A 13,136-nucleotide genomic window follows, 5' to 3' on the forward strand; every position below is an offset into this window, starting at 1 on the left:
GGGCGCTTAAGATTACTATTCTCGGCGAGCGTAACAGGTTTGGGCGTGCCGTCACCTACTCAATTGGGGGATGTGCGCAGGCTTGGGGCGGGGCTATGTTGAGGCGTAAATCGTGAATTCTTCAAGAGACTCGTTCGGCAGGGCGGTTTGGCTCCTCCTGGCAGCCGTGTTGGGATGTGTAACAGTTTGGGGAGCTTCCACTCCGGAGAATCGGAAAGCGGTTCCCGGTCCCGCTGAAGTCAGGGGGGTGTGGATGTGGAGTTCGGCCCTCCAGCAGGAGAGCGGCGAACAGATTGCCGCACATCTCGCCGAGCATCAAATCAACCGGGTGTTCTTTCTGGTGAAAGGCTACTCCGGGCGGGTGTGCTATCCGAGCAAATTGGCCCCTTCGCAACGATCAGGCAGAGACTGCCTGAGGGAGATCCTGACGGCTTGCCACAAGCGAGGCATCGAGGTCCATGCCTGGTTTGTATTCAATAGCGACGATCACTGGGGGACGAAGCATCCGGAAGACGCCATGTGTCACGTCGGCAAACCGGATGCCTGGGGGGATGGGCCTTATTCCAAAAAGGACAGCCAGAGCAGTATTCCGATTTGCCCGCTCAGCCAGGGGTATCGAAGCCACTTCAAGGGCCTGGTGCGGGAGGTGTTGGCCGGTTACGAGGTGGATGGGATTCACCTGGACTACATCCGGTATGGACACATGTGCTATTGCTTCTGCCCGCGGCACCAGTCGCTGGCCGCCAGCAACGGCATCGCGATGGCGAACGTGCGGAAAGCCATCTATAAGACCTTCTACGCGCCCAGGAAGCAGAGCAGTTACTATTTCGACCGCTACCGGGCCGGCGACCACGACGTGACTCGCTGGGTGGGCATGCGGGAGGAGGATATCAACACCGCTGTGAACGAGGTCCGGCAACTCGTCAAGACCACGAAACCGACGCTGGCCTTGTCCGCGTCGTTTATGCCGGAGGGTGGGGAGTTGGATGACGCCTACGCTCGCTGCCATTACGCCCAGAATTACGCCACCGCCGGCAGCCAGTTGGATTATATCCTGCCGATGACTTACTGGAACAGTCCCCTGCGGGTGGCGCAGATCGCGCGCAATGCCGAGCAAAAGTCCCACCGGCCGGTCTACAGCGGACTCTGGGCCTCAGAGGCGAAGGCCACCCCGCCCGACAAGCAGGAGCGAGACGACTCCGTGTCGGCGCCGATCTCCAGAGTGGTGTCCCCGCTGAAGCTGAGCCAGCATATTCAAGTGCTTCGGGAACAGGGCATCAAAGGGTTTGTCCTCTTCCAGTATGGCACCATGACCGAGCGGTTGTGGAAGGAACTGCCCTGAGCGCGGGTTAGAGATCGCCGGCAGCCCACCTGACTCCGCGAACAACCATCTGTTCGAGGCCAGCGGTCAACTCGGGATGGAAGCTGAACACCACGCAGCGGCCGAGTTGATAGGTCGAGGTGGTCATGCAGGTGGTGCCCGGCATGATGCCCTGGGGGGCGCCGTTGTCATGAAAGTCGCTCACGAAGACCGCGACTTGCTCGTAGTCCGGCAGGATGGCGGAGCCACCGGGCCCGAGAAGCGGCCCGTTGGCGTAGTAGGCGGTGACGTTTTCCGGGAAGCCCGCCACGATCGTGTTGGTATCGTTGACGATGCGGATCTCGGCCATGCCCGACCCTCGGTTCCAGTGGTCCACATCAATGATCCCGGCATCCACCAGTTCCAGCCACGCGGTCTGCGTGTTATAGCCCAGCGCGATCAGATAGGCTCCGGCGCAGGTGCCGATACAACCGCCGCCGTTGGCGACGAATTCCTCGACCCTGGCGCAGCCGGTTTGCTGCAGCGCTGTGGCTTGCCCCGTGCCGCCGCCACCCGGGAACATAACCACGTCATAATTCGTCAAGCCGCCGGCCCGGATGGAAGCGGCGGTGATGGCGGAGGGGACAAACCCGCTATTGGCGCTGAGAATGCTGATGGTGGCCTGAATGCAGCCAGTATCGGTGGATCCACCATCGGGGTCGGTGAAGATGGCGACCTTCAATCCCCCAGGCTGCGGGGCCTGGGGCCAGGAATCAGGCGCGGTCACCGCCCGCACGGTGGCGTAGTTCGGCATAGTTGCGCTGTGGTCCTGGTACCAGTTAATGGTGCGCGCAAAGACCGAGAACAACGCGCGAGTGGCATACTGGACTGCGCCCACCGTTGAGAAGTCCGGCAGCGTGAGGTTGGTGTCAATGAAGCCGGCAGTCGTTTCGGCGACCGCGAGAATATTCGCCAGATAAAGGGTGCCGCTGTCCAAGCCGCCGGGAGCGGGTGGCGGTTGCGTGCCCCCGGTAATGGTGACGGTGGCCGGCGGGGTCTGGGCGTGGGTCTTGTAGTAGCCCAACCACTTCACCATCAGATAATGAAGTTCGGCCGCGGTCACCGTATCGGTGCTCGCGCCTCCGACCGTGATGGTTTCCGGGATCTTGCTATGCGCCGTGAGGTGATCACACGTGCGGCTGCACATGTCCTGCAACTGCGCGTCGGTGACAGTCAAGGCGGGGTGGGTGACCATCACCCGATAGAATCGCTGCTCCGTGGCCGGAAGACAGGGATCGGTCATCACACAAGGATTAGCTGCCAACACGAGGTTGGTGAGCACTTGCCAGGAGTCCGTTCGCGCGAGGGTGGGCGTGCATTGGACCGCGCACGCGGTGTGCAGTACCCCGGTGATGGACAGGTTCACGCTACCCGCATTCACTTGAATGCTCAGGCCGGGCGCCTGGCCGCAGACCCGCCATCCCGTGGCTGCGATTAACAGCCCCAGTGTGCAATATAGGTGCCGCATCATGGTCTCAAGTGTCGTAACAGAAAGAATGAGGCCCTGGCGCAACTTGCCACCAGGGCCTCACCTGCATAACCCAACTCCCTCGTTACCAGAACTTCAAGGCACGATCACGCGGTAGAAACACTGCGGCCAGAGCGCGTTCGTATGAGTCATGCTCGCAGTGGTGCCTGTCGCGGTCACGTCGCCCACCACCAGCCACTCGGGCTGGTTGAGGTTGGTCTTATACTGCAACCGGTACGGGTAACCGACCTCGGTGCTCCAGGAGAGGGTCGGGTTGGGCGTGCCCACGCCCTCGATTGTGCCGGAGATGACTGGCTGCGGCGGCGGCGGCATTCCGGGCGTGAATTTCAGGATGATGTTGCCGCTGCCATCGGCGGCGGTCGAGAACGTGCCGGCCGAGTTGGTGCCGTTGATAATCGTCGAGAAGACGGTCGGCCCCGGGTTGCTGGCCGTGCCGCCGACGGTGAGAATCGTCCACTCATGCGGGGCTTGCCAGAAGGGCTCGCTGGCATTGGGGACGGTCGCTGAGCCGATGAAGTTGATCGCGAGCTGGGCGGTGCCACCGAGCACCACCGTGCCGCCGGTGACCGCCAGCACGTCGAAGTCAGTCCCCGGGTTGCTGGTGGAGTTGGCGGCGAGGTCCCAGACATATGTACCCGTGCTGCTCAGGGTGACTCCGCCAGCTGCGGTGAGGGTGTCGGCGCCATTGTTGCCAGGAGCGACGCTCCCGCCCGTGGCGGTGACGCGTCCGGCCACGGTTCCGGTGCCGCCCAGCGTGCCGCTTGACCGCACATAGACTGCGCCTGAACCGGTGGCGCTGCCGGCTGTGTTATTGGCGAGCAGCGTGCCCTGTTGCACGGTAGTCGCGCCGGTGTAGGCGTTGTCGGCGGTGAGCACCAGGGTGCCGCCGCCGGCTTTCGTCAGGGGAGCGCCTTCGCCGCCCGAGGTGCTGATCTGGCCGGTAAGAATGCCGCGGCCGGGGCCGCGCACGGTCCACATCTTCCCGATGCCCCCAGCCGCGATAGGTCCCGTGAAGGTCAGGTCATTGGTGCCATCAATCACTACGTTGCGCGCGCCGTTCAGGAAGATCGGATTCTCGATAACGCGCGGGGCGCCGTAGGCAAAGACCGTCATATTAGTCTCCGGTGCGGACTGATTGCCGATCGTGAACAGGCTGGTGCCAATGGGTCCGGAGGTGATCACGCCGACCGAGGAGACACTGTCGGCGCCGAAGCCGATCGCTCCGCCGAACAGGTAGGCCGTGCCCGTGAAGGTATTCTGCGCGGTGAAGATGGTCGCGCCGCCGCTGGTCGCGATAACATTGCCGCGGACCAGCTCGCCCGGGCCGGAAATCACGCCGCTGACGATCTGCGGCGGAGTGTTCGTGGTGCTGTAGAACTGGATTTGATTGGTCACGCCGCCAGCCGGCCGGTCATGGGCCGGGTCGCCGACGACGATGGGCCAGTCAATATTTCCGGGGCCCTGGAGGCGGACGCCGGAGATCGTGGTATCCCAGCCCTTGTTGGCGATGGTCAGCTTGTGGCCGCCGGGAACGGTGAAGGGGCCGGAGAAAGCTAGAATTGCGCCCGAGTACCGGTTGGTGCAGGCCAGGACGGTATCGGCGGTCATGAGGACCGGGTTGGCCAACGGGGAGGCGGCGTGCGATTCGGTGCAGAGCACGTTCCCGCCGCCCAGCACGAAGGTGCCGGTGCCGTCCCCCAGGGTGGCCGTGCCATTGAGCACCAGCCAGCCGGCGAGGTTGGTGGTGCCGCCGGTGTAGCTGCTGGCGGGGCCTCGCAGGGCCAGGGCGCCGTCGCCCAGCTTGGTCAGGCCGCCGTTGCCACCGATGGGGCCGCTGACCACCAACGTAGCGGCGTCAACGGTCACCTTCCGGTCTCCGCCCAAGGTCACCGGCCCGCTGCCGAGGTAGAGGCCCGCGCTGCCGACGAACTCGAGGTCCGAGTTCCAGTTCTGCGGGGAATTGTGGAGAACCACGTCGGCGCCGCTGGTGTTGTCGAGAGTCGTCGCCGTGGCGTAGGTGACTTCATTGGTGCCGAAGGCTGGCCCAGTCAGGTTGAGCGTGGGGGTGTTCACGGCCGTCGGGCCGGCGTAAGTCCCAATACCGCCCAGGGTAAGGGCGCCGGGGCCGTTGAGGGTGACGCCGCCGTCGCCGCTGAGGTCGCCGCCAAACAGGACGGAGCTGCCCGCGGGGGAGCTGAGGGTGGCGCTGTCCTGGAAGGTGATGTCACCCAGATAGTTGACAGTGGCGGAGGCGAGGGTGGTGCCGATGGTCTTGGTGCCCGTGCTGCCGGCCCGGACGACGATGTCGCGATACATGGAGATGCCGTTGACGTTGATATTGAACATCGCGTTGCTGGTGCCGGAGGTGTCGCCAAGGTAAGTTGCGCTCGAGCCGCTGCCGAGTGTTCCGCTGCCGTTGGCGGCATCCTGGTTGATGCTCAGGGTGCCGGCCAGCACCTTGGTCGAGCCCGCATAATCGTTCGACGGGTTGTCCAGAACCAGTTCGCCATTGCCGGTCTTGGCCAGGCCCTGGTCGCCGGTGAGTTGGGCATAGCCGGCTTCGGTCTGTGTTTTCGTGCCGGAGGCCACGTTAATGACAATGTCCTCAGCGGGCGTATAGGTCAGGTGAATGGAGCCATTTGAATCGGCATAAAGGCCAAAGATGCCGGCCACAACCCCGCTGAAGGCGGTGGTATCAATCGCGAAGTTGCCGGGGTTGAAGCCGGCATTAAGGCTGCTTTGCACGATGATCCAGTCGCGGGCGACGGCGGGATTCCATCCGGTGGGCGTTACGCCGCGGGAGTCCACCTTGATGGTGACAGGATTGAGGGTGCTGGCGGTATCCGACGCGTACTGGACCGTAATCAAGTCCCAGGCGGTTCCGGCGGAGCCGGTGGCGGAGGCGATTTCCCAGTGGTAAACGGCCCCCTGGTCCCAGGTGGGGTAGCTGATGGTCAGATTGCCAATGCTGGCCGCCGCCGCGCCCGGCGAGATTGTGCCCCCGCGGGTCACGGTGACGCCGGCGTCCACGATGCCGTTGCCGCCGAGGATGCCGACGTTGGTGACGGTGACCGTTCCCGAGCCGAGGGCGGAGCCGGTGGTGTTGTTGGCGAGGAGCGTCCCCTGCGAGATAACCGTGCCGCCCTGATACGTGTTGGCCCCGGTGAAGATGGTGGTGCCGTCCGCGCCGGACCGCTCCACCATGCCGGTCGCGTCATAGCTGGAGATCTCGCCGCTGAAGGTCTGCGCGCCGGCCGCCGCTGTGTTTTGGAGCTGCAGCAGAGCAAGAGCCCCATCCTTCGAGGTCGGCAAATTCAACATGATTGGGCGAGTGAAGTCGAATCCACCGCCGCTCAATCTCACGACAAACATATTGCCTGTTACTCCCTGGTTATCAATTGCAAGCGTCCCGGCGCTGCCGCTGAAAGGTCCGCTGAATAAGATGTAGCGAGATGCCGTGAGGGTGGAGTCAGCCGTGATGGTGCTATCGGCGGTTACGACCACCGAGTTGGCCAACGGGGCGACTGTACTGCGATCCGCCCCGCACAGCAGGTTGCCGCCATTCATGTAAAGGGTGCCTGAGCCCAAGTTCGCAGCAGCCGCCTTCAGGTTGAGCTTGCCCTCAGAAATGGTGGTGGGACCGGTGTAGGTGCTGGCACGGGTGCCTTGCAGGGTCAGGGTGCCCGGGCCAGTCTTGGTGAATCCGTGAGAACCATTCATCTCCTTAATCTCTGTGTAGAACAGGACCTCCATCGCCCCCGCGACGCCAATGGCTCCGTCGCCGGCCAGATAGGGAATTGGAGCCTTGACATCGCTCTGGGCGATCTGAATCCGCTTAACGGTTGAGGCATTCGTCAGCAAGATTCCATCCAATCCGTAAACGCAGAGACGCGCGACCCCGCCATCCGTCTGCCGCAGGACGACATTCCCCAGTGTGCGATCCGGGTGGAGCGTAAGCCTGCCGACGCCAATGTCTCTGGTGTCGGTGAGGGTGACATAAGCGTTCGCGGAATTTACTGCCCCGAGAATCGCATTGTCCGTGTTGGTCGGAACCGTATTGGGATCCCAATTGTTTGCCGTGCTCCAAGTGGCGTTGGCCGCGTTGGTCCAGGCCACATCCGCCGCCCAGAGCCCCGCGGCGGGGCCGAAGGCGAGCAGGAGCGTGAGCAAGGCGAGTATTGGGCTGCGGCGCGACAAGGCCGCCGTGATGGCATAGTTTGGATTGTGCATGGGAGCAGGTTTCATTTTAGCACTGTTAGGTTTTATGGTTGAGAACCGCCCGGGGCAGCCAATGGCTGGTGCCGGGATGATTCTATTGGTTGGCATTTTGTTTGTTTCAGGGAGGGGGCGCATCCCCCAATTGAGTAGGTAGGTTCAGTAGCGACTGACGCTGTATTCAGGGATTTCGGTGCCGTAGGCGAAGTTCTCCGGGAAGGCCGCCTGGCGGACCCAGGCGGCGTGCCCATCGCAATAAATGACATTGGCCCCCTCCGCGCCGTGATTGTCCACCCAGTCGGGGTAATCATTGTTGGAGGTCCGGCCGGAGGGACAGGGGATCGCGTCATCCCCGTCGCGGATGAGCCAGATTCGTGAGGGAGACCCGGTCGAGCCCTTGAGTTTGAACTCCATGACTTTGCCGCAGACGTTGTAGGACAAGTCATTCTGGTAAACATAAGCGGCCACGGTGCTCTGGGTCTTGCGGATGCTGGCATTCAAGAAGCCGGAGACTTCGTAACTATGACCGCGGCCGGCGCGATTGGGGGCGTCGTAGCCGCCGAACGCGCCATCCGAGGCCATCCGCTGAAGCTCGGGAATGAAGGTGTTGCCGTCGTGGAGCCGCTGTTCGTAGGAAAAGCCGGTCTGGTCGGGGGCGGGGCGCCAGCCGTTGCGGGCGAGGGACTGGGGGTTATTGGTGACGCTGTGGCGGGTGGCGGGGCAGATGAAGCTGCGGAGGCTGGGGATGTAGCGGGGGTAGAGCCAGTTAAGGTCATCATCGTGCCAGTTGGCAGTGCCGATGAGCGCGCCTTTGTCATCCTCGTCGGCGTAGATCTGGCTGCCCAGGCCCATCTGCTTTTCGTTGTTCAGGCAACTGACGCGCAGGGACTTGGTCTTGGCTTGGGCGAGGGCCGGGAGGAGCAGCGCGGCCAGGATGGTGATGATGGCGATGACCACCAACAGTTCGAGGAGCGTGAACCCGGCGGAAGTTCTCCCGGAACGACATACGGCAGATGAACCCGGAGTTCCGGCAGGAGAGGCCACGGCAGCATTCAATGCGGTGACACGAAGGTTCATTTGCCCGGATTTTAGTCCGCGGTGAAAGGGCGCACATCCCCCATTCGGGTAGGCCCCGGATGCGCGCACGGGTTGGCGCCAGGTGCCGTTGCATCGGGAGGGAGAATTCCGGACGGCCCTGATTCCGGCATTCCCTCCTTTGCCATTTTCTGGGCGTATCTTGGCGGCGGGGGGGCGGCACCAGGACGGCCAAGGGACGGCCACCAGACGGCCACTAGATGGCCACCCCATGGCCACTAGACGGCCGGGACCACTTTTGGGCTCCGGCCATCGGCGGCTCCAGGGCGAGCTATCCCGCCCGCTCCTGAGGGGCAGGATACCTACCGCCCTGGAACTCCTGACAAGAGGGAGGATGGCTAGCTGAGGAGGACGACGCAGGCATCCGGCAGTTTCCAACCGTGTCCCGCGGCGGCATTATTCCTCCGGCGCGGAGTGGGTGGAATGTGTGGCGCGGAGGAGCCGCACCGGGCCGAGCAGGCCCGATTCCAGCAAGGGCGAGGTGTTGGTGAAGGGCTTGTAGTTGGGGTTGAGCCACGAATATTGGTTGGTTGCGCCGGGCTGTTGGTCGCCAATGATCCGGTTCGGCCAGAGGTTGACCACCTTGACCTCGAGCCGATTGGCGCCCGGTTTGAGCGCGGCGGTGACATCGGCGTGGTAAGGCGGCTTCCAGAGAACGCCCCCAACCGGCGCGCCGTTGATGTTCACTTCGGCCACCTCCCTCACCTTGCCCAGGTCCAGGATGATCTGCGCGCCCGGCTTGAACCATGTGGGAGCGGCCTCGATTCCCCCGGTGTAGGTGGCTGTTCCCGAGAAGTGCTTCACTCCAGGCTCCTTGCAGTGAGTCCATGAAACAAGCTGATCGAGCGTGATCCGCGGCGGCGCGCCCTGGTTGGGCGGGAAGCTGACCTGCCACGGCCCCTGGACGGCCGCCAGTTCAGAGAAAGTTGGGCGCGGCACGGTTCGGGATGGAGCGGCCGCCGGTCGCCGGAACACGACGAAAACGGAGCCGTAGGGATCAAGGTGGAGCGGCACGGTGGTCCGACGCCGGGTGATTTCATACGCAGCAGGCTCGATCAATCCGCTGTCCGGGTGCCAAAGCTCGGCCTCCTTGCCGGCCACGCGGAACCTGCCGCGGAACTCCTCGGCCCGGTTTCGCTGATTGGCGACGAAATAAATGTCCGTGTCGCCGTCGCGACGATGGATCCACGCCAGGGCCGAGTCGGGCTCCGGGAGGCTGTAGTCGAGGTCGGGCGTGACGCCTTCGCCGGCCAGGAACTGGTGCAGGGGCGTGCCCCAGGAGATTCTGCCCTTGCCGACGGCGTGTTCCTTGACGCGGTCCCCGTCCACCGATGCCCACATTTCGCTGGCGATGGAGTGGAATTCCGCAGCCCCGCCCTGGTCGGCAAGGCTGGGCGAGCCGGCAGGCCTGGCCGCAATCACGGTGGCCCCGGCGGAGACCAGGTCGCGAAGCTTGCGCAGGAGCGGCAGTGTGATTTGAGCCACGTAATCCGGCACCACGAGCGCCTGGTAACTCATGCCGCTTGGCAACACCAGCCGCCCGTCCTTTACGGACATGCGGTTCAGAATGACATCTGCGTTGATCCAGTCATACGAATACCCCGGGGGCGGCGGGGGATTGAGGGGCCGGCGTTTCCTGCCCGGCACCGCGACCGGGGCGCCTTCCCCGTAGAAGTAGGCCAGATCGGCGACGAATTGTCCTTGCTGCAACAGATGCGAGGCCCGGGCCAGGTAGGTGTTAAACGCTATCGCCTGTTCCGCCCAGGTCGTGTTGCGGGTATAGTGCTGGCCAAAGCCGCCGAGGGTGATGCCCGGCTTGTGCCGGTCATCCACGAACGGCTGATGAACGGAGGTGTGGAAGACGAAGCGGTTGACGCCCAGGGTGAGCGCGTTGTCGCCAACCGGCTTGAGGTGGAAGGGCGAGGCCCAAACGGGATCTCCCTTGTCGGTCGTGAAGGACTCGGCGGCGACGATCGTCTTTCCATAAATGTGCGCGCCGGATGCCGCTTCCCGGAGGTCCGCGTTGCCCACGGGGCCGTCGTACTGCGCCGGGGTCCAGAACTCGCCCATCGGTATGTCCACGAAGCTCTTGGACAACAGCCCGTCGCCCGTGGTCGTGGAGCCGCCCATGGCTTCGGCGTAAAGGCTGATCCCCCGCTGGTTCAGATGCTTCGCCATGACCCCGTAATGGTTCTCGGCGACCAGGTCCGCGATGGTGCGGCGGAAATCCCAGAGGAACCGGTCGCTGACCTCCGCGCTTTCGATGATGCGCCCGGTCAGCGTGGGCAGGAATGGAGTCGGATCATATCCCCGGCGCTGCTGGAACTGGGCGGGCATGTCGTCCGTCCAGTTCTCGACCCCGGCTTCCCAGCTATCGAGGAGCAGGTAACGGAAGCTCCTGCCGAACTGCGGGCCCGCCGCGCTCGCAATCATGTCGGTGTAGGTCCGCACATAACTGCCGACGTGCTGCGCGCTCAGCTTGTCCACCTCGAGGCCCGTTGCCTCCAGGGTGGCGGGGTGGTTCTTTTGGCCAGTCAGCGACCAGCCCATGCGGAGGATCGACCATTTCCCGGGAGGCGCGTCCCACTCCAGGAGGCCGTTGGGCTTCATTCTGGAAGTCAGATCAATGACCTCGGCTCGGTTCACCGCATCTGTCTTCGCCACGGGCGGCGTGGACACGGAGTGGAAGTTGATGGTGTGGAAGAAGGCGGCCTTGCCGTGCCATCGGTTGATCTTTGGGCCGGACAGCTCGATTTCGGCCAGTGCGATGGAGCGCGCCTTGGGCCTGAGCAGCACGCGATAAAATCGGGCCGCGGTCTCGGGAAACGAATCGGTCTGGACATGGCACAGCCACGAGACGGTTTGGGCCGGGCCGGGCAGGCTGAGCAGCGTGGACCAGGTGACACCGTCCGCGCTGCACTGGAGCGTGCCGTTCGGAAGGTCCCAGCCTCCGGCGGAAATGGCGACCGTGAGGGCTTGCGCGCGGTATGGCTGCGCGAACTCAAACTGGACCCAGGCTTCCCTCTCTTGCTGACCCAGCGGGATTACCACCACGGTCGAGTAATCCCCATCCACGAGCCGGGCAAGGTCGAGCGTTGCCGCGCTGGTGGTAACCCGGGGAAGGACGTCGGCCATTCGGACTTCACTTTCCGGCAGGCGGCAGGCAAGGACCTTGATGTCCGAGTAGAACGATGGCGGCGGCGGCGACGGCTTTGCCCCCGGTGTGGGGGGCCGGCCCATCTGCTGGAATCGGCCGCTATTGGTCGGAGGCAGCTTTAACGGAACGGACACTTTCGCAGGCCCCTGAACGATGGTCTCGCTCCAAACGACCTTTTTCATGCCCTCCGCAGGTTTTACCCAGGGCCCGCCACTTTCGCTCCATCCGCCCGAGGCGGCCATCGCCATCTCCAGTCCAAGGCGGTCCGCCTCGCTGGTCGTATGACGAAAGGCGTCCTTCCACTCCGGGGTCATCCAAACGAGGCGATTGCTCACGGTCTGGGGCGTGCTCAAGCCTCCGTCGAACATCTGGAAGCCGCCGATGCCGGTGCGCTTCATCCACTCCAAGTCGGCGGTGATGCCTTCCTTCGTGACGTTGCCGTTCATCCAGTGCCACCAAACGCGCGGCTTGGCCGAATCGGGCGGGCATCGGAAACTGTGCTCCAGGTCGTCAGTGGATTGCGCCGAGGCCGGGCAGGGGAAGAGCCAAAGCGATGACCCCAGGACAGTCATCGCGAGCGAGCGGACAATGAGTCTGTGTAAGGCCTTAGTCGTGGGTGGGGCCGCTTCGCCGAGGCGGCCAACCGGCGGCGCTTTCGGCGACAGCGCCCTGCCAAACTGAAGCCTTGCTGGCGGACGGCGAATCAATTCGGTAAATCCGTTCCCAGCATGTATTTCTCAGGGAAGGCCTTCTGCCTCACCCACTCGGCGTGGCCATCGCAGAAAATGATGTTGGCGCCGTCCGCGCCGTGGTTGTCCAGGGAATCAGGCCGGTCATTCACGCTGCCGGGCATGTTTGGAATCTCGTCATCGCCGTCACGGATAAGCCAGACTTTTGACGGCGACGCAACGGTGCCCTGGAGCAAGTTGTTTTTGTAGGCATACGCTGAGACCGATCGCTGGGTCTTGCGGATGGCGGTCGCGGCACCAGTGGGGGTGAAGAAACCGGAAACTTCGTAGCTGTGGCCATAGCCGGTCTTGGAGCCTGCGTTGTAGCCGCCCCAACGGCCCTGCTGGGCCATGTAGGCGAGATGGGGGATGTAGGTGGCGTTACCATGCAAGCGTTCCTCGTAAGACAAGCGGGTGATGTCCGGGTTGGGGACCGAAGCCCGAACCAGCGGTTGTGGGTTGTTGGTAACGATGTGGTGGGTGGAGGGGCAAACGAAGGAGCGGAGATTCGAGATGTAGCTTGGGAAAAGCCAGTTGAGATCGTCATCGTAGTGGTTTCCGCCGCCGGTCAACGCGCTCTTGTCATCCTCGTCGGCGTACATCTGGCTGCCCAGGCCCATCTGTTTCTCGTTGTTGAGGCAGCCAACGCGGAGCGCCTTGCCCTTGGCCTTGGCCAGGGCGGGCAACAGCAGGGCGGCCAGGATGGCGATGATGGCGATGACCACCAGCAGTTCGATGAGGGTGAAACCGCGCTGCCCACGCCGGAAACGATATGTTGCAGATGCGTTCATAAGTTCTCAGAAGCGGTTGGGGCATGCGTCTGCGCGCTCCCACGACCGTTCATTGTCGTGGATTCTAGTTTGGCGGCCAGGTGCGCACATCCCCCAATTGAGTAGGCTCCGGATGCTCGCGGGAGATGGCGCAGCGTGCCCTTGCATGGGGAGCGCATCGCTGACCGCCCCGGCGCCCCGCTTTCCGTTCTTTGGCCTTCACTGCGCGCATGTTGGCCGCGGTGCAGGGTCGAGTCAACCACCCAGGAAATCGCCGCCGCCGCCCTGCGCCGGCATAACAGCCACGCCGAATTGCCGGTTG

6 protein-coding genes are annotated in these 13,136 nt (G+C 63.6%); 1 reads left to right on the forward strand and 5 read right to left on the reverse strand.

Annotated features, from left to right (window positions below; all coding sequences use genetic code 11):
* Nucleotides 1–112 precede the first annotated feature (112 nt).
* On the forward strand, nucleotides 113–1,342 hold the full coding sequence (locus P5205_04525) for a family 10 glycosylhydrolase (GenBank protein ID HSA09616.1): 1,230 nt from the start codon (nucleotides 113–115) through the stop codon (nucleotides 1,340–1,342).
* A gap of 7 nt (nucleotides 1,343–1,349) precedes the next feature.
* Here the strand turns inward: P5205_04525 and P5205_04530 are convergent, their stop codons facing one another.
* The 5 genes from P5205_04530 to P5205_04550 all read right to left on the reverse strand — a co-directional run bounded on the left by P5205_04530 (nucleotide 1,350) and on the right by P5205_04550 (nucleotide 12,835).
* A complete protein-coding gene (locus P5205_04530) occupies nucleotides 1,350–2,831 on the reverse strand; it encodes a BPL-N domain-containing protein (protein HSA09617.1) in 1,482 nt (493 codons plus the stop codon).
* A gap of 93 nt (nucleotides 2,832–2,924) precedes the next feature.
* Complete coding sequence (locus tag P5205_04535; protein ID HSA09618.1) at nucleotides 2,925–7,079, reverse strand: autotransporter-associated beta strand repeat-containing protein; 4,155 nt, start codon at nucleotides 7,077–7,079, stop codon at nucleotides 2,925–2,927.
* A 144-nt stretch (nucleotides 7,080–7,223) separates the two neighbouring features.
* Nucleotides 7,224–8,141 (reverse strand): prepilin-type N-terminal cleavage/methylation domain-containing protein, encoded by a 918-nt coding sequence (locus tag P5205_04540; protein ID HSA09619.1) that lies wholly within the window; start codon nucleotides 8,139–8,141, stop codon nucleotides 7,224–7,226.
* A 414-nt stretch (nucleotides 8,142–8,555) separates the two neighbouring features.
* Nucleotides 8,556–11,888 (reverse strand): glycosyl hydrolase, encoded by a 3,333-nt coding sequence (locus P5205_04545; protein HSA09620.1) that lies wholly within the window; start codon nucleotides 11,886–11,888, stop codon nucleotides 8,556–8,558.
* Between the two features lie 131 nt (nucleotides 11,889–12,019).
* Nucleotides 12,020–12,835 carry a prepilin-type N-terminal cleavage/methylation domain-containing protein gene (locus P5205_04550; GenBank protein HSA09621.1) on the reverse strand — a complete coding sequence of 272 codons (816 nt, stop codon included), beginning with the start codon at nucleotides 12,833–12,835 and terminating at the stop codon, nucleotides 12,020–12,022.
* Nucleotides 12,836–13,136: the final 301 nt, after the last annotated feature.

It is taken from the genome of Candidatus Paceibacterota bacterium (assembly GCA_035452965.1).
Classification (GTDB): domain Bacteria; phylum Verrucomicrobiota; class Verrucomicrobiia; order Limisphaerales; family UBA8199; genus UBA8199.